The 22,794-nt window shown below is 71.4% G+C and carries 15 protein-coding genes and 1 pseudogene; 8 read left to right on the top strand and 8 right to left on the bottom strand.

Annotated elements, in window-relative coordinates; genetic code table 11:
* Positions 1-9: 9 nt before the first annotated feature.
* On the top strand, positions 10-1,881 hold the full coding sequence (locus FOF52_RS19905; RefSeq protein WP_248591414.1) for a serine/threonine-protein kinase: 1,872 nt from the start codon (positions 10-12) through the stop codon (positions 1,879-1,881).
* A gap of 28 nt (positions 1,882-1,909) precedes the next feature.
* Here the strand turns inward: FOF52_RS19905 and rsmA are convergent, their stop codons facing one another.
* On the bottom strand, positions 1,910-2,773 hold the full coding sequence (gene rsmA / locus FOF52_RS19900) for a 16S rRNA (adenine(1518)-N(6)/adenine(1519)-N(6))-dimethyltransferase RsmA (RefSeq protein ID WP_248591413.1): 864 nt from the start codon (positions 2,771-2,773) through the stop codon (positions 1,910-1,912).
* A gap of 34 nt (positions 2,774-2,807) precedes the next feature.
* Entirely contained in the window at positions 2,808-3,131 is a 324-nt protein-coding gene (locus FOF52_RS19895; protein ID WP_248591412.1) for a CU044_2847 family protein, read from the bottom strand.
* A gap of 156 nt (positions 3,132-3,287) precedes the next feature.
* Here FOF52_RS19895 and FOF52_RS21985 point away from each other — a divergent pair, with 156 nt between their 5' ends.
* Complete coding sequence (locus FOF52_RS21985) at positions 3,288-3,620, top strand: DUF397 domain-containing protein (protein ID WP_341849699.1); 333 nt, start codon at positions 3,288-3,290, stop codon at positions 3,618-3,620.
* A gap of 62 nt (positions 3,621-3,682) precedes the next feature.
* On the opposite strand, the gene fxsT is transcribed toward FOF52_RS21985, so the two are convergent.
* From fxsT to FOF52_RS19870, 4 genes are read right to left on the bottom strand one after another with little or no spacing between them, the layout of a single operon-like run.
* Positions 3,683-8,143: an FxSxx-COOH system tetratricopeptide repeat protein gene (gene fxsT / locus FOF52_RS19885; RefSeq protein WP_282573747.1), complete on the bottom strand. Its 4,461-nt coding sequence runs from the start codon at positions 8,141-8,143 to the stop codon at positions 3,683-3,685.
* Complete coding sequence (locus FOF52_RS19880; protein WP_248591409.1) at positions 8,140-9,306, bottom strand: MoxR family ATPase; 1,167 nt, start codon at positions 9,304-9,306, stop codon at positions 8,140-8,142. Before FOF52_RS19880 ends, fxsT begins: the two co-directional genes overlap by 4 nt.
* Positions 9,307-9,335: 29 nt before the next feature.
* On the bottom strand, positions 9,336-10,844 hold the full coding sequence (locus tag FOF52_RS19875; protein ID WP_248591408.1) for a VMAP-C domain-containing protein: 1,509 nt from the start codon (positions 10,842-10,844) through the stop codon (positions 9,336-9,338).
* Positions 10,841-11,797, bottom strand: a complete 957-nt coding sequence (locus tag FOF52_RS19870; RefSeq protein ID WP_248591407.1) for a trypsin-like peptidase domain-containing protein — start codon at positions 11,795-11,797, stop codon at positions 10,841-10,843. The genes FOF52_RS19875 and FOF52_RS19870 overlap by 4 nt, the downstream gene beginning before the upstream one ends.
* Before the next feature lie 291 nt (positions 11,798-12,088).
* Here FOF52_RS19870 and FOF52_RS19865 point away from each other — a divergent pair, with 291 nt between their 5' ends.
* Positions 12,089-13,186 (top strand): CaiB/BaiF CoA transferase family protein, encoded by a 1,098-nt coding sequence (locus FOF52_RS19865; RefSeq protein WP_248591406.1) that lies wholly within the window; start codon positions 12,089-12,091, stop codon positions 13,184-13,186.
* Between the two features lie 22 nt (positions 13,187-13,208).
* Here the strand turns inward: FOF52_RS19865 and FOF52_RS19860 are convergent, their stop codons facing one another.
* Complete coding sequence (locus FOF52_RS19860) at positions 13,209-14,129, bottom strand: TatD family hydrolase (RefSeq protein ID WP_248591405.1); 921 nt, start codon at positions 14,127-14,129, stop codon at positions 13,209-13,211.
* Between the two features lie 111 nt (positions 14,130-14,240).
* Between FOF52_RS19860 and FOF52_RS19855 the strand changes: the two genes are divergently transcribed.
* From FOF52_RS19855 to FOF52_RS21980, 3 genes and pseudogenes are all read left to right on the top strand, one after another.
* Positions 14,241-15,314: an AAA family ATPase gene (locus tag FOF52_RS19855; protein ID WP_248591404.1), complete on the top strand. Its 1,074-nt coding sequence runs from the start codon at positions 14,241-14,243 to the stop codon at positions 15,312-15,314.
* A gap of 386 nt (positions 15,315-15,700) precedes the next feature.
* Positions 15,701-16,930, top strand: a complete 1,230-nt coding sequence (locus FOF52_RS19850; protein ID WP_248591403.1) for an AAA family ATPase — start codon at positions 15,701-15,703, stop codon at positions 16,928-16,930.
* Positions 16,931-17,121: 191 nt separating this feature from the next.
* Positions 17,122-17,232 (top strand): annotated as a pseudogene (locus FOF52_RS21980) (HNH endonuclease); the annotation flags it as partial.
* Positions 17,233-17,555: 323 nt separating this feature from the next.
* Here FOF52_RS21980 and metG read toward each other — a convergent pair.
* Positions 17,556-19,373, bottom strand: a complete 1,818-nt coding sequence (gene metG, locus FOF52_RS19840) for a methionine--tRNA ligase (protein WP_248591402.1) — start codon at positions 19,371-19,373, stop codon at positions 17,556-17,558.
* Between the two features lie 187 nt (positions 19,374-19,560).
* Between metG and FOF52_RS19835 the strand changes: the two genes are divergently transcribed.
* Both FOF52_RS19835 and secD read left to right on the top strand, forming a co-directional pair.
* Positions 19,561-19,944, top strand: a complete 384-nt coding sequence (locus tag FOF52_RS19835; RefSeq protein WP_248591401.1) for a hypothetical protein — start codon at positions 19,561-19,563, stop codon at positions 19,942-19,944.
* Between the two features lie 80 nt (positions 19,945-20,024).
* On the top strand, positions 20,025-22,760 hold the full coding sequence (secD, locus tag FOF52_RS19830) for a protein translocase subunit SecD (protein ID WP_248591400.1): 2,736 nt from the start codon (positions 20,025-20,027) through the stop codon (positions 22,758-22,760).
* Positions 22,761-22,794 lie beyond the last annotated feature (34 nt).

Raw genomic sequence — 22,794 nt, 5'->3', positions numbered from 1 at the left:
GAGGATCGCTTGCCGTCGGATGGGCTCCCGAAGAACCTGGAACCGCTGGCCGCCGGAGACCCGGCGACCATCGGTCCTTATGTGCTGGTCGGACGACTGGGCAGCGGAGGCATGGGGACGGTCTACCTGGGCCGTGCCCCGGAGAAGGGAACCCATGTAGCGATCAAGGTCATCCGCCCCGAACTGGCCTTCGACGAGGCCACCCGGGCGCGGTTCCGCGACGAGATGGAGAACGCCCGCAAGGTCGCCTCCTTCTGCACGGCCAAGGTGCTCGACCACGGAACGTTCGAGAACCGGCCGTACATGGTCACCGAGTACATCGCCGGGACCGCGCTGGCCGAGCACATCGCCGAGCACGGGGCGCTCGACTCGGGGACGCTGCACGGCTTCGCCCTGGGGGTGGCCGCGGCGCTGGCCGCCATCCACAAGGCCGGCCTGGTGCACCGCGACCTCAAACCGGCGAACGTGCTGCTGTCGCTGTCGGGGCCGCGGGTGATCGACTTCGGCATCGCCCGGGCGCTGAACACCTCCACCAGCCACACCCAGACCGGGATCGTGATGGGCAGCCCGGGGTGGATGGCCCCGGAGCAGCTGCTGGAGGAGAAGGTCACCACCAAGGCCGACATCTTCGCCTGGGGCTGCCTGGTGGCTTTCGCGGGCAACGGCAGGCATCCGTTCGGCAACGGCGACGCCATGACGCTGGGCAAGCGGATGCTGTTCGCCGAACCCGACATCGGGAGCCTGGACCCGCCGCTGGACCGACTGGTCGCCCGAGCCCTGGCCAAGGACCCCGACCAGCGTCCGACCGCCCAGGAACTGCTGCTGGAGCTGGCCGGCGGCGCGGCGGACAACGACGCCAACGACATGGTCAGCCACGCGCTGCACCAGTCGTGGCGGCCGAACCTGCCGCCGGTGCCGCCGGGGTATCCGCCGCCTTCCCCCCAGACGCACACCGGGCTGCGCCCCCCGCAGGGGCCGGTCCCGCCGCCGGGGCAGACCTCGGTGGCGCCGCAGCCCTACTCCCCGTCCCGGCAGGGGGGTTCGGGGCCGATGCCGCCGCTTCCGCCCGCCGGTGTGCAGCCGGCGCCGCAGAACCCGCCGGCGTCGCAGCGGCCGGGCGGGCAGGCCCCGCACCACACGGGGCAGTTCCCGGTGGTTCCGCCGGGCACGGGCGGCGGGCAGCCGCCGAACGCGCCGCAGGGCCAGGGCTCCGCGGGCGGCCCCCAGGCGCGCCCGTACGTGCCGCCGAATCCGCTTCCCCCGCCCCGGCCGCTGCGTCCCGACCACTCCCGCACCCGGTGGATCATGATCGCGATGGCGGCCGGGGTGGTGGTGCTGCTGGTGGTGCTGGGGCTCGCCGTGGCGTCCGTGACGAAGGGCTTCCCGTTCGGCGGGGACGCCCCCGCCCAGGAGCAGGACCAGGAGCAGCCGGCCCCCAAGGAGCCGGAGGAGCCGAACAAGCCCGAACTCCCCCCGGACTCCGACGCGGCTCCGCCGGAGGAGCCGGAGTTCGAACTCATCCGCTGGTACTGCGACAAGCAGGTCCTGACCCGCTCCCGCATCCTCGACGAGGTGGACAAGGAGTACTGCGTCGCCGACGTCGAGGTGACCAACTCCACGGAGCGTTCGGTGGAGTTCCGGCACGACCTGCAGACCCTGGTCTACACGAGCGGTGAACAGGTGGAGGCCCAACTGCCGTTGCACGGCGAGAAGGACGCGGACCTGTGGTCCGGCGCCGTCCGGCCGGGGGACGTCGTGCGCGGGTCCGTCGTGTTCATCGTCGACTCCCGCCTGGTCCCCGAGTCCCTGACGCTCCGCAGCGCGCCGGACAGCCCGGGGTACTCCATCTCCCTGTCCTCCTCCGCGGGACAGCCCGCCTGACCTGAACGGGGGCGGACGCCGTCCCCGCTCAGGGCCGCTGTTCGGCGATCCGGGCGAAGTCGGTGATCTCCAGGGCTTCCCCACGGGTCCTGGGGTCCACTCCGGCGGCGCGCAGGGCCGTCTCCGCGGCGGCCGCCGAGCCCGCCCAGGCGCTCAGGGCGGCGCGCAGGGTCTTGCGCCGCTGTGCGAAGGCGGCGTCGACGACCGCGAAGACCTCCTCGCGGTCGGCCTTGGTCTCGGGAGCGGGACGGCGGCGCAGCGCGACCAGTCCGGAGTCGACGTTGGGGGCGGGCCAGAAGACAGTGCGGCCGATCGCGCCGGCCCGGCGCACCTCGGCGTACCAGGCGGCCTTGGCCGACGGGGCTCCGTAGGAGCGGCTGCCGGGGCGGGCGGCGAGCCGGTCGGCGACCTCGGCCTGCACCATGACGAGGCCGCGTTCCAGGGTGGGCAGCCGGTGCAGCAGGTGCAGCACCACGGGGACCGCCACGTTGTAGGGCAGGTTGGCGACGAGTGCGGTGGGCTGCGGGTCGGGCAGTTCCGTGATCCGCAGAGCGTCGTCGGCGACCACCCGCAGCCGGTGGGCGTACCCGGGGGCGTGGGCGGCGACGGTGCGGGGCAGTGCCTCGGCGAGCCGCCGGTCGATCTCCACGGCGGTGACGTGCCGCACGTGCGGCAGCAGCGCCAGGGTGAGCGAGCCGAGGCCGGGGCCGACCTCGACGACGACGTCGTCGGGGTCGACCTGCGCGGCACGGACGATCCGGCGCACGGTTCCGGGGTCGATGACGAAGTTCTGGCCGAGGGTCTTGGTGGGGCGCACCCCCAGGTGTTCGGCGAGCCGCCGCACGTCGGCGGGGGTGAGCAGGCGGGCGTCGGCACTGTCGGGTTCGGTCACCCGCCCATTGTGGCAGGCGGGCCGGGGGCGGGGCTCACTCCTGCGGGGCGGCCGCCTTCCAGGTGAGCTTCACCTTGAGAGCGGCGTTCGCGGTGGACTGGGCGATGAACACGTCGGCGGTGGCGGTGAGGCCCACACCGAGTTCCACGGCGACCTCGTCGGGGCGTCCCGGGAGGTCCCGGATGCTCTCGGCGACGGTCTCGGCGATCTGCCGGACCTGGCCGAAAACCTGGTCGAAGTGTTTCTGCACCTTCCTGGTACCGGGTTTGGCCACATTGACGGGACCGCCGCGGTCCCCGGCGGGTTCGATGAGGATTTCCGTCTCGTTGTCAATGGCAAGGGCGACGAGTTGACTCACTCACACTCCTCATTCCCGCTGCTGTCTGGGAAAACAGCAGACGCGGCAGAGTTTCCAGGGATTCCCCAGCTTCCAGGATGACATGAAGTTTACTGTTCCGGGGGATATACCCCGTTAGTCGCCGACCGACAGGAATTTCTGAGTCAGGGGAGGACCGTGCACCGCACTGGCGCTGCCACGGACCAGGAACGGTACAGCGGGATACCGGCAGCGGGAGGAGGTCCGACGGTGTCCGGTTCCGGAGGGGACACCGGCCACGCGGAAACCGGGGGCCCGGTTTCCGGTTCCGGTCCCATCAGGGACGAAACTCCCTGGTGGAAATCGAGCCATTCCGATCCGGACAATGGATCCGCGTGCGTTGAGGTGCGGTTTCTGCGTGCCGGGGGTGTGGAGGTCCGTGATTCCACCCACCCCGACGGACCGGTGCTTCCCGTCTCCTCCGAGGCGTGGCTGCTGTTCGTCCGCCAGGTGAAGCGGAACGCCCTTTGACTCCGCTTCCGTGGCGCCCCTGTTTTCCCGTTCGCTACTCCCGTTCCCGTTTCCGCCGCCCGTCACAGCCCGCTGAGGAAGAGGTCGGCGTTGCCCCGCTCCCTGCGCCGCATCGACAGCGTCGCGGGATGCTGGTCCCCCATGATCTCGGCGTAGGCCCGCTCGACCGCGGCGAGCTCCGCGGCGACGTCCTCGTCCGCCGCCATGCGGTTGAGGGCGAGGTTGCGCCGTGCCAGCAGGGTGAGCGGGTGCTGGTCGGAGAGGGCGTCGCGGCAGCGCTCCAGGGTCTCGGAGTCGCGGCGTAGCGCCTCGGCGGCGTTTCCGAGGGCGAAGAAGTCGCTGGCCAGGTTGAGCGCGCAGGAGAGGGTGCTGGTGTGGGTCTCGCCGAGCTGCTCGACGAGCACCCGCAGCGCCCGCTCGTCGATCTCGCGTGCCTCGGCCACCCTCCCCAGCTGGCGCAGCACCACCGCCCGGTTGACGTTGACCGCCGCGACGTGCGGGTGGTTCTCGCCGAGGAGTTCGGTGTAGCGGCGGCTCGCCTTCTCCACCAGGTCCAAGGCCTCGTTGTAGCGGTTGACGGAGCGCAGGGCCGCGGCGTGGTTGGCCGCCGCGACCACCGCGATGGGGCTCTCCTCACCGAAGCGGTCGCTGGCCTCCCGCCAGACGGTCCCCGAGACATCGACCGCCTCGTCCAGGTTCCCGGTGCGGCGCAGCATGACCGCGAGCGCCGCCATGTTGTTCAGCGTGCCCCGGTGGTTGATGCCGAAGAGGCTCCGGATCCGTTCGGTGTTCTCCCGCTGGTACCGCAGGGCCCTGAAGTAGTCCCCGGACTCCATCAGCGCGTCGGCGTAGCCGTCGACGGCCGCCAGCGTGGCGGGGCTGTTGGGCCCCAGGATCATTTCGTTGCTCTGGTAGACCTCCCAGAACAGCGCGGCGGCCTCCCGGTGGTGTCCGGCGAGCAGCAGGGCGTAGGCGTAGTTGTGGGCGGCGGTGAGCGCCTCGGGGTCGTCCGGCCCCAGGAGTCGCCGGTAGCGGTCCCGGACGTCCCTGGCGAGTTCCACGGACTCCCGGAAGCGTCCCGCGTAGCGGAGGTCGCGGATGAACTCGGTGCCGGCCCGCAGCGTCTCCTCCGAGTCCGGTCCGTGCTGTTCGATGAGGGTCGACAGCACCCGCTCGCACAGCTCGTAGGCCGGCTGCCGCTCGCCGAGGTTGCGCAGCGCACGCACCAGGCGGAGTTCGGCGCGCAGGGTCTCCGGGGCGTTCTCCCCCAGTTTCTCGCGCCACACCCGCAGCGCCGCCTCCGCGATCCGCTTGCTGTCCTCGTGCTCCCCGTTCAGGTCGGTGACGTAGATCTCCTGGATGACGAGTGAGCGGGCCCAGGGGTCGGTGCAGTCCCACGCCTCGGTCTCCCACACGTGCGGGAACAGTTGGGCGTACCGCGCCCGCGCGCCCGCGGAGGAGGTGTCCTGCGGGTCGCTCTTGGCCAGCAGCAGGTGGGCGCAGTGCCGCAGCCGCTCCTGCTCCTCGTTGGACAGGGGGAAGCGCAGCGCCCGCTGCGTCAGCCGGTGCAGTTGGAAGGTGCGGTTCCGGTGGTTGAGCAGCGCCAGTCCGTAGCGGCCGATGTCGCTGAAGGCGCGGTTCAGCTTGTTGGGGTCCCGCAGCGCGTCCTCCAGGTCCGCGGGCGCCTCCACGTTCTGGACCTGCCGGAAGAGGAAGCGCGGAATGGGCGCGGTGGAGAAGAACGCGCAGACCTGGAGCAGCTGCAGCGCCGCCGGGTTGGTCATGGCGAGCCGGTCCAGGGAGACGTTCAGCGCGGTGATCACCGTCTCCGGGTAGTCGGGGTCGGCGGGGGCGAACATGGGCAGCAGCTCGGCGCGCTTGCCCCGGTAGGAAGCCAGGTATTCGGCGACGGAGGTGGCGCTGTCGTTCATCCAGGCCGCGGCCTGGCGCAGGGCGATCGGCATGTGGCCGAGCTCCTCGGCGAGTTCCGCGGCCTCGCTCTCGGTGAAGTCCTCCAGGCCGCACCTGCGCAGCAGGGCGACGCTCTCCCGCAGGCTGAAGACGTCCACGGTGAGCGTGTTGTAGTAGCCGCCCTCCGGCCAGGTGAGGTTGCGCGAGGTGACGATGACGTGCCCGTCGCCGTCGACCGGGAGGTAGCGCTTGATGTCGTCGGGCTGCCGGACGTCGTCGAAGATGAGCAGCCACCGGGCCCTGGGGTTCCCCCGGCGCAGCGCCTCGCGCACGGTGTGGATCGTGCTGTTGATCGAGGTGTCGCTGCGGAACACGCCCAGCTCCTGGGCGAGCAGGGTGTACGCCTGGTTGATCTGGCTGGTCTGTCCGGCCCGCACCCACCAGACGAGGTCGTACTCGTCGCGGAAGCGGTACAGGTACTCCGTCGCCAGCTGGGTCTTGCCGATGCCGGGCATGCCCTTCAGCACGCTGGGGGTCATCCACCCCTGTTCGGTGCTCGAACGCAGTCGTTCCCGCAACCTGAGGAGCAGGTCGTCGCGACCGGTGAACAGTGCGTTGCGGGGTGGGATGTCCCCGCCCCAGACGGCGGCGGGGGAGGCTCCCCGCACCGGACCGATCCCTCTCGGTCCGGCTCCACCCACGAAGTTGTCAGACATCGGAACGGGCCCCTGGGACATCATGCTGTTCTCACCTGTGAGGATCGGAGGCGGGTCGGTCGGGTGCGGTGCGCGGGCCGTGTGCTCGGAGCTCCCTCCGACACCCCGGCTCCGCCGTGTCTCGGCCACGGGAACCGGCTGCCTGGACCGGTCGGCTGCCCGGAAGCCGCCGGGGCCGCTTCCCCTCCGGGCCAGCGCCTGTTCCCTGACGCGGTGCACCAGTTCGCGGTGGGGGTCGGCCAGTCCGAGGCTCTCCAGCGCGGGAAGGGTGTCCTCGGCGAGCCGCAGTGACGTCTCGTCGAGTCCGGAGGCCTCGACCTCGTCGTGCCCGTCGAGAATCCGGCGCAGCGTGGAGAACCAGGGGTCCTGGTCCTCGAACTCGGCGGCGAGGGCCGCCAGGGTGCGTCGGATCCGGGAGCGGCGTCCCCCCAGGGACAGCAGTGCTCCGCGGATCCCCTCCCGGTACTCCCAGCGGAGCCGTCTGGCCGGGGTGACCACGGCGGAGTCGACTTCGTGCACCAGGCCGCTGAAGAGCACCTCGACGAGTTCGGGCACCTGCGGGCGGCCCGCGAACCGCTGGCACACGGCGGCGACCGCGGGTTCGGTCAGCGGCACCGCGGCCAGGTCCACCGCGAGCCGGAAGGCCGCCTCGGAGGAGTCGCGGTAGAAGCGCCGCACCATGTCGTCCGGGGTGTCGGGGGCGGTCTTCCGCTGCGGCGCGGTCGCGTTGGCGGCCGCGTCGTCGGGCACCACCCGCAGCGCTCCGGCGTTCAGGGTCCGAGCCTGCTCTCCCATGACGAACTCCGCCCAGGAGCGGATCGCGTCGGGCCGCGGCGCCAGCACGGGGAGCACGATGGAGACCGCCGCCCGCCGGGTCTCCGACTCCGGGAGGGGCAGCCCTTCGGGCCACTGGAACGGGCGTGCGGTGTAGTGGCGGTTGGCCGGGGCACGGCCGACGCCCGCGGCGACGGTCATCTCCATCGCCGTGGGCCGGATGCCGGTCCGGCGCCACTGCCGGGGGTCGAGGAGGTGGACGACGGCGACGGGCAGGTGCCGGGCCACGGTTCCGAGCCAGCTCTGCACGCTTCCCGTCTCCCATCCCTCGCCGATGCCGTCGCTGAGCACCACGGCGACGTGGATCCCGGCACGGTCGGGAGGAACGGCGGCGGGGTCCGGGCCGTGGACGGTGACCCGGGAGGGGGTGGCGGTGTCGGACTCGAAACGCCGCAGCCGCACCGAGCGGAACACCCCCGACGACCGCAGCAGTCCGAGGAAGTCCCTGACCATCTGCTGCTGGAAGAGCATGGAGACGCTCTCGTCGACGAGGACGGTGAGGTGCACGCCCGGTCGCAGGAGCGGTGCCGGCCGCGGGAGGACCGGGACCGGGAGGCGGCCGCGCCCCCCGCGGGAGGCGAACCGGGCGGCCAGCAGGTTCCGGGCGTAGTCGCGTGCGGTCTCCTCGACGTCGTACCCGTGCCCCCGCGCGTCGGGGACCCGCAGGCGGAAGGGGCGCAGGGCCCGGTACAGCTCCTGGCGGTGGGACAGTGCCGGGAAGGCCCCGTTCACGGGCGTGTCGGTGCCGGGCGCGGGCGGGGCCTCGGAGTCGTGCGGGGCCGGCGGCGGTTCCCGGAGGGCCGCTGGGCCTTCCGGGGCGGCGGAGCCGTCCTCGCCGGACCCCGGGGGCTCTCCGGCGTTCGTGTCCCGTCCCCCCGTTTCCGGTGCCGGTTCGGGAGGCTGCGCCTCCCGTTCCCGGTGGTCCCGCCATGCCGCGAGGTAGATCGCGTCGGCCAGCTCCCATCCGGTGGCCGGCCCCGGCGCACCGCGGCCGGCCCGGGGCGGCTCGGGGCCGCGGGCTCCTCCTCCGCGGGACGGCTCGGGGCCTGGGTGCGAGGTCATCCGGGTGTTTCCGTGAGTCGGTGCCACAGCAGCCCGGACAGCTCGCGCAGGAATTCGGGTTCCGGGTCCTCCGGTCCGGGTTCGATGACCGTGGCCATGTGGACCGCGTTCAGCAGTTGGTCGATGGCCAGCGGGGAGCCTTCGGCGCTGCGCCGCACGAAGTCGGCGATGACGGCGCCGGCGGGGCCGGAGGGGACGCCGGAGAAGTGGGCCGCGACGATCCCGGTGAGCTCCTCCGCCGAGGGCGGGGTGAGGCGCAGGGGGATGCACCGGCGCAGGAACTCGGGCGGGAAGGGGCGCTCCTCGCCGGCGGTGATGACCACGATCGGGTATTCGGTGCAGCGGACCTCCCCGTTCACGATCGTCACGGTCCGGTCCGGGTCGTCGGTCGGCACGGTGATCCGGGATGCCGCCGAACGCAGCCGGCACAGTTCGGGAACGGTGTAGCGGCCGTGTTCCAGCAGGTCGAGAAGGTCTCCGACGAGGTCGTAGTCGCTCTTGTCGAGTCCGTCGACGAGCAGGACGCGGGGCAGCCGGTGGGGCAGGAACGCGGTGCCGAGCGGGCCGATGCGCAGGTAGCGTCCGATCCGCCGGGCGCTGCTGCGCAGCCGGGCGGCCTCCTCGTCTTCAACGGTACGGCCGTCCCCCGCGGGTTCGTGGCGGGGGTGCTCCAGGTTCAGGTCGTGGATCTGGGCCAGCGGGTCGTAGTCGTAGAGGCCGGAGCGGAGGGTGCTCCGGCTGTCGACGGTCCAGCGCAGCACCCGTCCCAGGTTGAGTTCCCGGGCGATCTGGTCGGCCAGGGCGGACTTGCCCACGCCCGGGGGGCCGGTGACCAGCAGGGGGCGGCGCAGGTACAGGGCGGCGTTGATCTTGGACAGGCGCTCCCTGCGGTCCGCGGTGAGGGGGCTCCACCGCGCGGAGAGCTCCGGCTCGGCGCCGAGCGCCCATCCGGCCTCGTCGTCCTGGTAGGGCGGTGCTTCCAGGGCGTCTGCCGGGGTCTCCCCGCGGTGGCGGCGCCACGGCGGGGGAGGGGGCAGGACCGCCGCGAGGTCGAGGTGGGGCCGCGGTCTCCCGGTCCCGTGAAAGACCCACCAGCGTGGAGCCTCCGCCTCTGCTCCGGGGGAAGAGGGCGTTCCGGAAGGGGGGATTTCTGACGCGGCCATTCTTGTGCCCCTTGTTCCGATCTCCAGGTCTACCTGATGTTGCCGCCGGAGAGTGTCTGTCCCTGTGCTTGGGGTTCCTGCTGGTAATCGTGGTAAATGACCGACAGGTCGTAACTCTGCCCGGACCTGTCGCGCTGCTCCGCCGTACCCCTGTCGACGCGGGAGCGGTACAGGTTCCTGGTCAGGTTCTTGATACCCTCCTCCCGCACTTTCATCTCCTGTTCCTTCCGCGTTGTCCCCTCCTCACCTCGGAGGACGGACAGGAAATGGGCTTCGGGGTCGCCGTTTCGCCCCGTCCACCGCCACGCCACCACGGGCACTCCGCCGACCACGGCCGCGTACACCTGTTCCCGCCATTCGACGCCGGGCAGGGCGTAGGCGACGAATGCCACAATATCCTCGTTTCCGAGGTAATCAGACACATTCTCCCAGCCCTGTTCCCGCACCACGGAGGAGCTTCCCACCCTCCCCCGCCCCACGCGCAGGTTCTCCCAGCGCCGCCGGCACGCCCGCTGCGCCCTGGGGCTGTGCGCGAATTCCTCGCTTCTGATGACTATCTCATATTGGGATCCCAGACTCGGCGAAGGAGCGTCTCTGTGCACCTCCAGGGGCCACTTCTGGACAATGAACCTGAAAAGCAGAGAAAACGGAAATATGAACTCCAGGCGGATTTTTTCATGATTCTCCGCCTGCTGTCTTTCGGCCCAGGCGATCAGCTCGGAGACCCTGCGGGGCAGCTCCTGCGCGGTGACCTCGGTCAGCGCCTCGGCCTCGCTGACGTCCATCCAGTCCTCCCCGGGGGCCGTGATCAGCCTGTGGGCGATCCAGAACCGCTCCACGTTTCCCAGGTCGTGCTCCACCTTGATGACGAGTCGCGGCGGAGGCTGCGGCCGGACCGGTGAGCGCCCGGCCGCCGCCTCGGCCCGCTCCGCTCCCCCACGGCTCCTGCCGCCGGGAATCCAGTCCCGCACCGCCTGGACGACCCCCTCCTCGGCCGCGTGTCGGGCCAGGAGCCGGAGGAAGCGCTCCCCCGGCGGCTCCTGGCCCGAAGGGCCGAGCGGAAGCTCCTCAAGGTCGAGGAACGCCTCCCACGCGTCGCGCGGAGCCGGAACCGTGACCTCCTCGGCCGACCGGCGGTCCACGGCCCGGTAGACGTCGGCCACCCGCTCGTCGTAGGGGACCTCACGCAGCGCCTTGCGGAGCCGCTCCCACGCCGTCCGCCCCCTCCCCGGCCCGCTGAGCTGCCACTCCTCCGCCGTCAGGAGGCCCTCGGCGCGCTCACACGCCCGTTCCGCGGGCTCCGAGCCGCCCTCCAGCCGGTGCAGCCAGCGCAGCATCGGCCCCAGCCACCGCTGCTCACAGCACTGGACCACCAGGGAGAGCGCGAACCCGTACGGGGGACCCGCCACGTTGAGCCGGGCGCGCACCTCCGCCGGAAGGCACCACCAGAGCTGTCGGCGCTGCTCCTCGTCGTACACCGACGCCACGCGGCACAGCGCGTCCGCCAGTTCCTCGTGGGCACGGGTGATCCTGGTCACCAGTCACCCAGCGCTTCCGCGGCCTCCCACGCCCTCCGCATCGGCGCGCTCCCCTCCTCGACCATGTCGAGCACGGTGAACACCTCCGCCAGGAGTCCGTGGTCCCGCGCCTGCCCGACGAGCCGGGACGCGAAGAGCAGGGGCGGCAGGTCGGTGCGGAGGCGGCGCCGGACGCGGGAGTCGAGCAGGGCGCAGAACTCCTTCCGGGCGTCCGGATCGGCGACCGTGGGCACCTCGCTCAACGCGACGGCCAGGTCGTGCAGTGCGCGGGGACTGTCCCGGGGCGGCGGCGAGGCGCTCTCGATCCTTCCCCGCCACACGTTGGGGACGGCCTCGACCGGGATCATCCAGCCGCTCACCCCGAAGCCCCTGTCGTCGTGGTCGGCGTCGCAGACGATGCCGATCAGCGCCCCGCTGCGGTTCTCCCGGACCCCGCTGCCGCTGAAGCCGGGAGCGATCCGGGTCGTCGTCGGGGACCGGACGTCGAACTGGACGTGCTCGTGGTGGCGTCCGCCCCGCCCGACCAGGATCCCGTGCGACCAGGTCCCGGCCGGCAGCTCGTCGTGGGCGAAGCCCACCATGCTCACCGCCCGGCCCGGCCGGTCCACGTCGCCGCAGCGCCGGATCCGGGGCGGGGTGGCCGGGGCGGGACCATCGAGCAGGAGGACGGCCGCGTCCCACGGGGAGCGGTCGGCGAACCAGCCGTCGTCGAGAACGGTCGCGTCGGCCTGCCAGGAACCGCCGCCGCGGGGCGCGTCCACCGTGACCGGTTCCCCCGGGCGCGGCGTGGTCGCCTCCTCCCAGGGGACCCCCAGGGCGGCGCAGACCACATGGGCGCAGGTGAGCACGTGACGCGGGGAGACGAGGACTCCGGCGCCCGCCGTGCCGCCGTCGGAGCTCCGGACGCGCAACTGCCAGTCGGACGGGAACGGTGCTGCGGGGGGATCGGACACGGCAACTGGTCTCTTTCTGCGTCGTCGCGGATTTACCGAAGAAATTGACCGTAGGACTCGCGCTTCCCGGAAACAGTTCCATTCCCGGAGGAATTCCGCCTTCTCCGGCAATGCTACCCACCGTTGTTGTTCCCGGACGGGCGTTCCTCTCACCCCGTCTCGGAAAGCCCGTGTCCCCGCCCCTTTCCGGGCCGTGCCCGCCGCCCCGGGGACACCCCGCGCACTCCCCCGGCGGAGCAGAATGAGACCGTGTCCTCATCCGTTCCGTCGTCACACCTCGGAGGCTGCTGAATGGGACCGCTCGACGGGATCCGCGTCGTGGAGTTCGCCGGGATCGGGCCGGGGCCGATGGCCGCCATGCTCCTGTCCGACCTGGGGGCCAGCGTGGTCCGGGTGGACCGGCCCGGCTCTCCCACACTCGCTCCGGGAGCCCAGCGGCCGCAGATGAGCGCGGGGCGTCCGGTACTGGAGGCCGACCTGAAGTCGGAGGAGGGCCTCACCCGGGTGCGCGCCGTGGTCGCCGCCGCGGACGTCCTGCTGGAGGGGTTCCGGCCCGGGGTGATGGAACGGCTCGGCCTGGGCCCCGAGGAGTGCCTGGCGGCCAACCCGGGGCTGGTGTACGCGCGGATGACCGGCTGGGGACAGGACGGGCCGCTGGCACGGCGGGCCGGGCACGACATGAACTACATCTCGCTGACCGGGGCGCTGTACAGTGTGGGCCGCCGCGGGCAGGCGCCCGTGCCGCCGGTCAACCTGGTCGGCGACTTCGGCGGCGGCACCATGTTCGTGGTCACCGGCATCCTCGCCGCCCTGCTGGAACGCACCCGTTCGGGACGGGGGCAGGTGGTGGACGCGGCCATGGTGGACGGCAGCGCCGTGCTGATGTCGATGATGTACGAGGACCGCGCCCAGGGGCTGTGGAACGACGAGCGGGGCGCCAACTACCTGGACACCGGTGCGCCGTTCTACGACGTCTACGAGTGCGCCGACGGCTGCCACCTGGCGGTGGCCTGCCTGGAGCCGCAGTTCTACGCGGTGTTCGTGGAGCGGACCGGGCTGGACGCGGCCGAACTGCCCGAGCAGTGGGACCCGTCGGGCTGGCCGGTGCTGCGGGAGCGGTTCGCCGCCGTGCTGCGCACGCGGACCCGCGACGAGTGGGCGGAGGTCTTCGCCGACACCGACGCGTGCGTGACCCCCGTGCTGAGCATGGCCGAGGCCGCCGACCACCCGCACGTCCGGGCGCGGGGCTCGGTGGTGCGCGACGGCGACGTCGTCTACCCGGGGCCCGCGCCGCGGTTCAGCCGCACCCCGGGCCGCAACACCCGCGTTCCCGGCACGCCCGCCCCCGACCTGGCGGAGACCCTGAAGGAGTGGGGCGTACAACCGTAGGCCCCGCTCCCGGCGCCGCGGGTCAGGGCAGGTCGAAGGCGCGGCGGGCGTTGGCGGCCACGGCTTCGGCCAGCTCGTCCTCGGCCGTCCCCCTGACCTCGGCCAGCGCACGCAGGGTGTGCGGGACGAGGTAGGGGGCGTTGGGGCGGCCCCGGTGCGGCCTGGGGGTGAGGAACGGCGCGTCGGTCTCCACCAGCAGCAGTTCCGGCGGGACGACGGAGGCGGCGTCCCGCAGCTGCTGGGCGGTGCCGAAGGTGACGTTGCCCGCGAAGCTCATGTAGTAGCCGCGGTCCGCGCAGACCTTCGCCATCTCGGCGTCCCCGGAGAAGCAGTGGAACACCACCCGCTCGGGGGCGCCCTCCTCCTCCAGGACCCGCAGCACGTCGTCGTGGGCGTCGCGGTCGTGGATCATCAGCGCCTTGCCGTGCCGCTTGGCGATGGCGATGTGCGCGCGGAACGACCGCTCCTGGGCGGCCCGCCCCTCCACTCCGGTGCGGTAGTGGTCGAGTCCGGTCTCGCCGACGGCGCGCACCCGCTCGTGGGCGGCGAGCGCGTCGATCTCGGCGAGCGCCTCGTCCAGGGCGGCCTCGCCTCCGGCGGGGCGCACCGGATCCCACTCGGTGGCCTCCTCTGGGGTGACGCCGTGCACGATGCGCGGGGCCTCGTTGGGGTGCAGCGCCACGGCCGCCCACACCGTGTCGTGCTCGGTGGCCGCCTGCACCGCCCAGCGCGATCCGGGCAGGTCGCAGCCGACCTGGATGAGCGGGGTCACCCCGACCGAGGCGGCTTTGGCCACGATCGCCGCGACGTCGCCGCCCTGCATGTCCATGTGGGTGTGGCAGTCGGGCACCGCCACCCGCAGCGGCTCGGGCAGCGGCGGCGGCTCGGTGCGGGCCCGGTCCCGGTTCTCTCGCTGGCGCTTGCTCTTACTCACGGAAGGCAAGTCTATGGAGGCTGCGGCTTCCCGGTTCCGCGGCGGGGCGCGGAGAGCCCTCCGGGGCGCGCCTATCCTGGCGGGGTAACGGTTTCTCCCCCTCCGTGCTCGGAGCGTTTCTTGTACGTCGCAGAGTTGGCGGTCTCCGGAATCCGCGGGTTCCGCGGTGCGCGCGCGGTCGACCTGGGGTTCACCCGCCCCGACGGCGCCCACGCGGGCTGGACGGTGCTGGCCGGGCCCAACGGTGCGGGGAAGAGCACACTGCTGCGCGCCTTGGCGTTGGCACTGGTGGGCCCGTCGGTGAGCCGCAGTCTGGTGACAGACTTCCGGGGCTGGCTGTCGCGGGGGGAGACGGACGGCCGGGTGCGCGCGCTGATCCACCCGGACCCGGAGTGGGACCGTGTGCCCCGGGGGCGCGACGTGCTGCGGGAGCCGTTCGAGGCCGAACTGCACTGGAGCGACTTCGGCGGGGTCCGGCCGCAGTTCCTCATCGAACCGGACCGTACGGTCCTGCTGGAGAACGGGCCGTGGACGGAGGAGCCTCGGGGCTGGTTCGTGGTCGGCTACGGGCCGTTCCGGCGGCTGGGCGGGAACTGGTCGCGGCCGGTGCCCGTGCCGGGCGCGGTGTCCCGGCTCGCCAACCTGTTCGGTGAGGACGCGTCCCTCGCCGAGGGGCTGCGGTGGCTGACCGGCGTCCACCTGGGGTGGCGGGAGGGCTCCGCCGACCTGCCGGGGTTCGTGCTGTCGCTGCTCGACGACGGTCTGCTGCCCGGCGGCCTCCGGGTGGCGCGGCTGGACGGCGACGGCCTGTGGGTGGCCCACGGCGGTGAGGAGTTCCTGCTCGGGGAGTTGGGCGACGGCCACCGCGTGGTCGTGGCGCTGGTGGTGGACCTGGTACGGCACGCCTTCGAGGTGTTCGGCCGCGCGGCGCTCGGCGAGCACGCCGGCGCCCCGGCCGTGCTCTGCCCCGGCGTGGTGCTCATCGACGAGGTGGAGGCGCACCTGCACGCGGGCTGGCAGCAGACCATCGGCGACTGGCTGACGCGCCACTTTCCGCGGATCCAGTTCGTCGTGACCACGCACAGCCCGCACGTCTGCCGGAGCGCCGACCCCGGCGGGCTGGTCCGCCTGTCCGGCGTGGACCGGGAGGAGCCGCCCCGGGTGGTCTTCGAACCCCGGGGCCTCGCCTCCTGACCGCGGCCCTGTCCCCGGGGCCGCAACGGACGCCCTCCATGACCCTGGGGGCATGGTCCCTGTCCTCGGGTTCCCGCCTCCCCGGAGGCTGCTGCGGGCTGCAGTAGAGTGTGCCTCGCCAGCCCCGGTGTGGCCTCTGCTCGCACGCTCCCCGGGGCACAGCCTTCTCCGGACTGCTCCACCACGCACCTGCCCCCTGCCGAGGCGGGCCTGCACCAGGACGACCCGGTAAGGATCTCGGGCTTGCCCACGTTCTTCTGTCCGCCCACGCTCGGAGCGTTCCTTGTACGTCGCGAAGTTGGAGATCTCTGACATCCGCGGATTTCACGGCGCGCGCAGCGTCGACCTGCGTCACCCGACCCGGTGGTGAGCACGCAGGATGGACCGTGCTCGCCGGACGCAACGGCTCCGGGAAGACCACGCTGCTGCGGGCACTGGCACTGGCACTGGTCGGTCACCTGTCCGGGCGCAGCCTGCTCCCCGACTTCCAGGGATGGCTCTCCTCCGGCAGGCCGCAGGGGCAGGTCAACGCGCTGGTCCACCCCGACCCGGAATGGGACCACCCGAGCGGTGACCACGGCCTCCAGAACCCGTTCAATGCCGTGTTGACCTGGGAGGACCTCGGCGACGACCGTCCCGGGAACGTCCCCCGGTCAACGCTCGTCGTCGACGTTCCAGCAGACCGCCCCCTTCACCGCGGCCCCTGGTCGGACAATCCTCAGGGCTGGTTCGTCGCAGGATACGGGCCTTTCCGACGGTTGGGCCGAGGGTCGTCGGAGGCCCAGCGGTTGATGCTCGCCACGGGGCCGGTTTCCCGGCTCGCCACTCTCTTCAACGAGGACGCATCCCTGACGGAAAGTATCCAGTGGCTGATCAGCCTGCATCTGAGGCGTCTGGAGGAGCGGGAGGGCGCTGCAGAGCTCCTGGAGTTCGTGCTCTCCCTGCTCAACGACGGCCTGCTGCCCGACGGGTTCCGGGTGCTGCGGGTGGACAGCGAAGGTCTGTGGGTGGTCCGTGACGGCGGAGAGATCCCGTTGCGGGAGATGAGCGACGGCTACCGCACTGTCACCGCCCTGGTACTGGATCTGGTTCGCCACGCCTTCGACGCTTTCGGCACTGAGGCTCTCGGCGAGCGGGACTCCGTTCCGACCGTGGTCTGTCCCGGAGTGGTACTGATCGACGAGATCGACGCTCACCTGCACGTGAGCTGGCAGAAGGTGATCGGTGACTGGCTGAAGCGGCACTTCCCCCGCATCCAGTTCATTGTGACCTCGCACAGCCCCTACATCTGCCAAAGCGCCGATCCGGGAGGCTTGATCAGGTTGCCCGGCGTGGACGAGGACGAGGCTCCCCGTGTGGTCTCCGAGGAGCTGTACGAGCGGGTGGTGTACGGCAGCGGTGACGATGCACTGCTTACCGAGCTGTTCGGAATCGACTCGCCCTACTCGGAACGTGCCGAGGAGAAACGTCGGCGACTGGTACGTCTGGAGTCTGCCGTACTGCGCGGAACGGCCACTCCCGAAGAGGTGAGTGAATACGAGGACCTGCAAAGGACTCTGACCAGTTCGTTCACCGCACGGGTGGACGAGGTTGCGGGACGGATCAACCGGGCTTGACGTGATTCGTATTCGCCGGGCGAAGCTGCCCGAACCGTTACGTCACCAGTTGGCCAGGAAAACTGAAGAACTCCGTGCCTCTAAAGCTGGCCCCGGGGAGGCGCGAAGCGATTGGAAGAGGGCGGATAACGTCCGCCGGTCGGTGCGAGAACTGCTCGCCACGATGGCCACCGACCGGTATCAAGCGGTGCATGTACTGCGGCGACAACCAGGGTGATGCCATCGACCACTTCGAGCCGATCGCTCAAGCTCCACTGCGCACCTTCGACTGGTACAACCATTTCCTCGCCTGTTCCCACTGCAACAGCCACCAGAAGCGTGATCTCTTCCCCCGTGCTGCCGACGGGACCCCGCTGCTGGTCGATCCAACCGCCGAAGGCCCCTACGAACACTTGAGGCTGCTGCTGAGCATCGGGGAGTACGAGGCGCTGTCTGAACGGGGCGAGGCAACCATCAAGGTCTTCGGACTCAACCGCACCGTCCTCACCCGGGGCCGCGCCTCCTTGTCCCCGGGGCCACAACGGACGCCCTCCATGGCCCTGGGGCCATGGTCCCCGCTTCCCGGACAGTACCGGGGGCGGCCCCGCGGTGGGACCGCCCCCGGTACTGCTCTGCGTCCGGGCCGCTACCCGGCCGCCTCCTCCAGGCGGGCCAGCTCCTCGTCGACCACGGACTGGTCGAGCTTGCGGAACAGCGGTGTCGGCGGCTCCAGCGGGGTGCCGGGCACGATCGGCACCGACTCCCAGCGCGCCTCGTTGTCCGCGTAGTCGCCGGTGATCACCGGGTAGGCGGACACGCCGTCCTCACCGCCGATGGAGTCGGTGGCCTCCTCCAGGCGCGGCATCCCCGTCCACGTGCCCTGGCCGCCGAGCATCTCGTACACCTTGTTCGACGAGGCGGGCAGGAACGGGGTGAGCAGCGTCTTGGCGTCGTCCACCAGTTGCAGGGCGACGTGCAGGACGGTCGCCATGCGCTCCGGGTCGGTCTTCTTCAGCTTCCAGGGCGCCTGGTCGGAGATGTACTTGTTGGCCTCGGCGACGGCGCGCATGGCCTCCTGGAGCGCCGCCTTGAACTGCGACCGGTTCAGCCGCTCCCCCACGGTCGCGAACGCGGCCCGCGACGCGTCCAGCACCGCGCGGTCGACGTCGGTGAGTTCGCCCGCCTCGGGGATGTGGCCGATGTTCTTGGCCGCCATCGAGATGGACCGGTTGACCAGGTTGCCCCAGGCCGCCACGAGTTCGTCGTTGTTGCGGCGGACGAACTCGGCCCAGGTGAAGTCGGTGTCCTGGGTCTCGGGCCCGGCCGCGATGATGTAGTAGCGCAGCGCGTCGGCGTCGTAGCGCTCCAGGAAGTCGCGCACGTAGATGACGACGCGGCGGGACGAGGAGAACTTGCGGCCCTCCATCGTCAGGAACTCGCTGGAGACCACCTCGGTGGGCAGGTTCAGCGCGCCCAGCGCTCCCGGTTCGCCTCCCCTGGCGCCCCGGCCGCTGTAGCCGAGCAGCATGGCGGGCCAGATCTCGGAGTGGAAGACGATGTTGTCCTTGCCCATGAAGTAGAAGGCCTCGGCCTCGCCGTTCTGCCACCACTTCCGCCACGCCTCGGGGTCGCCGCTGCGCTTGGCCCACTCGATGGAGGCCGACAGGTAGCCGATGACCGCGTCGAACCAGACGTAGAGGCGCTTGTTGGGCTGGTCGCGCCACCCCTCCAGGGGGATCGGCACACCCCAGTCGAGGTCGCGGGTGATCGCCCGGGGCTGGAGGTCGTCGAGCAGGTTCAGCGAGAACTTCAGCACGTTGGGCCGCCACTGGCCCTCCTTGCCCTTGAGCCACTCGCCGAGGAGTTCGGCGAACGCGGGCAGGTCGAGCATGAAGTGCTCGGTGTCGACGAACTCCGGGGTCTCGCCGTTGATCTTCGACCTCGGGTTGATCAGGTCGATCGGGTCGAGCTGGTTGCCGCAGTTGTCGCACTGGTCGCCGCGCGCGCCGTCGTAGCCGCAGATGGGGCAGGTGCCCTCGACGTAGCGGTCGGGCAGGGTGCGGCCCGTGGACGGCGAGATCGCGCCCTTGGTGGTCTTGCTGAAGATGTAGCCGTTGCGGTGCAGGCCGGTGAACAGCTCCTGCACCACCGCGTAGTGGTTGGCGGTGGTGGTCCGGGTGAACAGGTCGTAGGACAGGCCGAGCGCGACGAGGTCCTCGGCGATGATCCGGTTGTAGCGGTCCGCCAGCTCCCGGGCGCTCACGCCCTCCTGGTCGGCCAGCACCTGGATCGGCGTTCCGTGTTCGTCGGTGCCACTGACCATCAGCACGTTGTTGCCGGACATTCGCTGGAAGCGCGCGAAGACGTCGGAGGGGACTCCGAACCCGGAAACATGTCCGATGTGGCGGGGGCCGTTGGCGTAGGGCCAGGCCACCGCAGTCAGAATGTGGCGTTTCGACGACATGGTTCAAGCCTAGGGCCAAGTCGGTCACGCTTCATCCGGTTACCCGCCCGTAGGTCGCCGCGGATTCCGCTTCTCCGCGGCGAAACGTCCGCAAATCGGTACCCAACGGCCCGTCTCTTTTCTTCTGTCACACGGATAGGGTGTGTGTCCGTAACCTCACTGTCCGTTCGTCACGTGCTGGAAGAAGGTGGTCACCACGGTCTCCCGTGTCCTGGCCGCGCTTCTGGCCGTGCTGCTGGCCTTCGGGCAGTCCCCCTCGGAGCCGGAGCCCCGGGCGCCCCGCGGTTCCGTGCCGTCCACCGTGGTCGCCACGGTCAAGCCGTGGCCGCACGAGGTGGTCAAGCCCGCTTCGGACTCCACCACCATCGCCCTGGCCCTGGCCCAGTGGCAGGGCAAGCAGAGCGCCCACCCGCGCGACCTGCCGGACGGGTTCCTGCCGTCCCCGGTGGCTCTTCCGGCACCGGGCGGCGCCTGGCGGTTCTCGCCGCGCACCGGCGGCCCCGGCCTGCTCCCCGACGCGCACGTGGGCCTGCCCCGACTCCGGGCCCCGCCCCTCACGACGCTCGGCTGAGCACGTCCGAACGGCGCGCGGTTCCCCCGTGCCGCCGTGTCCCCCCGTTCCCCTTCGAAAGTCGTGAGAGGTAGTCCGTCTTGACCAGTTCACCGGGGTCCGGCGCGCGCTGGCTGCGCGCGCTCGTATCCCTGCTCATCATGGTCGGCGCGTTCGCCGCCGGCTGGTTCATGAAGCCGACGCTGGGGCTCGACCTCAGCGGCGGCACCCAGATCGTCCTGGAGGCCCGGGACGCCGACGACGGCACCGAGGCCAACGCCGCGAACACCGACCGGGTCGTCGAGGTGCTGCGCAACCGCGTCGACTCGCTCGGGGTCGGCGAGGCCACGCTGTCCCGTTCCGGGGAGAACCGGATCATCGTCGAACTCCCCGGCGTGCAGGACCCCACCGAGGCCGCCCAGGTGCTCGGCCAGACCGCCCAGCTGACCATCCACCCGGTGCTCGGCGTGGACCAGAGCATCGGCACCACGAGCGGGATGTTCGGCGACTTCGGCAACGCGCCCGCCGACGAGGCCAACGCCCCCGCCGACGGCACCGAGGAGGCCCCGGAGGAGGAGGCGTCCGCCGGGGGCGAGGAGTCCGGTGGGGCTTCCCAGCAGGAGGCTCCGGCCGCCGACCCCGTCGACCCGGCTGACATCGCGTTGACGCTGCCCGACGAGTCCGGCTCCATGCTGCAGCTCGGCAAGGCCGCGCTCACCGGTGAGCAGGTCGCCAGCGCCGAGGCCGGGCTCAACGAACTGCAGACCGAGTGGATGGTCAACGTCGAGTTCCGGGGCGACGGCCGCGACGCCTGGAAGGAGCTGACCGGCGACGCCGCCTGCAACCCGTCCGGCGACCCGAAGCGGCGCATCGCGATCGTGCTGGACAACGAGGTCATCTCCTCGCCGGAGGTCACCACCGACGTCGCCTGCGACGTCGGCATGTCCGGTGGCCGCACCTCGATCACCGGCAGTTTCGACAGCGAGGCCGCCAACGAGCTGGCCCTGCTGATCGAGGGCGGTTCGCTGCCGCTGCCCGTCGAGGAGGTGCAGCGCCAGACGGTCGGCCCGACCCTGGGTGCCGAGGCCATCAAGGCCAGCTTCATCGCCGGTCTCATCGGTGTCGCGCTGACCGCCGTCTACATCAGCGTCGCCTACCGCTTCGCGGGTTTCCTCGCCTCCATCGCGCTGCTGTGCTACACCGTCCTCTCCTACGCGGCGCTGGTGGCGCTGGGCGCGACGCTCACCCTGCCGGGTCTGGCCGGTTTCGTGCTGGCCATCGGCATGGCGATCGACGCCAACGTGCTGATCTTCGAGCGGACCCGGGAGGAGTACCAGCGGCAGGAGAAGGTCTACCAGGCCAACAAGTCCGCGGGCATGGTGGACGCCACCGAGAAGGAGCAGGACGAGGCCGCGGCCGGGGTGCTGACCCGGCGCCGGCGGCGTGCGATCCCGCCGAACCTGCTCAAGGCGTTCACCATCGGTTCGCAGAAGGCGTGGAGCGCGGTGCTGGACACCAACGTCACCACGCTCATCGCGGCGGCCCTGCTGTTCTTCCTGGCGTCGGGCACCGTCCAGGGCTTCGGTGTGACCCTGGGACTGGGCACGATCGCGTCGATGATCTCGGCGCTGCTCATCGCCCGGGTGCTGATGGAGTGGGCGGTCTCCCGCGCCACCCCGGCGCGGCGGCTGTGGCTCATCGGCGCGGCGGCGCTGGTCGTGGCGCTGGTGGCGGTGCTGTCCGACGGGCTGAGCCTGGACAACGTGCTGCTCCTGGTCGCCGGCGCGCTGGGCGTGCTGGCGGTGTCGGTGGCGGTCATTCCGCTGATCGTGCGGAAGTTCCCGGCCAGCAGCGGTATCGCCCACATCAGCGCGGTCCGCAGGTGGCTGGTGAAGCACAACCCGGACCTGATGAAGCGCAGCGCGCTGTGGCTGGGGGTCACCGGCGCCGTCACGCTGCTGGCGCTGCTCGGCCTGGTCGTGCGCTCCCCCAACCTGGGTGTGGAGTTCACCGGCGGCCGGGTGATGACCTTCTCGGTGACCGAGGAGCTCAACGCCGACCAGGCGCGGGAGGTCGTCGCGGACGCGGGCTACCCCGGGGCAGTGGTCCAGGAGGTCGAGGGCGGCGCCATCTCGGTGCGCACCGGGCAGATCTCCGACGGCGAGGCCGCCGAGATCGAGGAGGCCATCTCCGAACAGGGCGGTGACGTCCAGCGGACCAGCGACGAGAAGATCGGCCCGAGCATGGGCGACGAGCTGCGCAACAAGGCGCTGATCGCGCTGATCGCGGCGCTGGTGCTGCAGATGGCGTACCTGGCGTGGCGGTTCCGCTGGTCGTTCGGCCTGTCCACGATGCTGGCGCTGGCCTTCGACATCGTGCTGGTGGTGGGTCTGTTCGCGTGGCTGGGCAAGCCGATCGACGGCGTGTTCCTCGCCGCGCTGCTGAGCATCATCGGTTTCTCGGTGAACGACTCGGTGGTGGTGTTCGACCGGGTGCGCGACGAGTGGGCGCACACCCCGAAGGCGCCGTTCCGCCAGATCGCGAACACGGCGATCCTGCATACGCTGCCGCGTACCGTGAACTCCGGTATCGGCGGCCTGTTCATCCTCGCCGCGCTGGCGGTGCTCGGCGGGTCCTCGCTCACCGACTTCTCGGTCGCGATGCTGGTGGGCCTGGTCTCCGGCATGTTCTCCACGGTGTTCGTGGCGGTGCCGCTGGCGATCTGGCTGCAGCGGTTCGACCGGACGCCGCCGCCGCACGTGGTCAAGGAACGCAAGACCAAGCAGCGCAAGGAGCTGCGGGTCGCGCGGGAGAAGACCGACGGCGCGGTCGTGTAGTCGGCCGGGGTTTTCGGTGGCGGGGGCGTGGTCC

Source organism: Thermobifida alba, from assembly GCF_023208015.1.
Lineage (GTDB): Bacteria > Actinomycetota > Actinomycetes > Streptosporangiales > Streptosporangiaceae > Thermobifida > Thermobifida alba.
The sequence above is the reverse complement of the archived record's forward strand: the minus strand, read 5'-3'. Positions and strand labels throughout refer to the sequence as shown.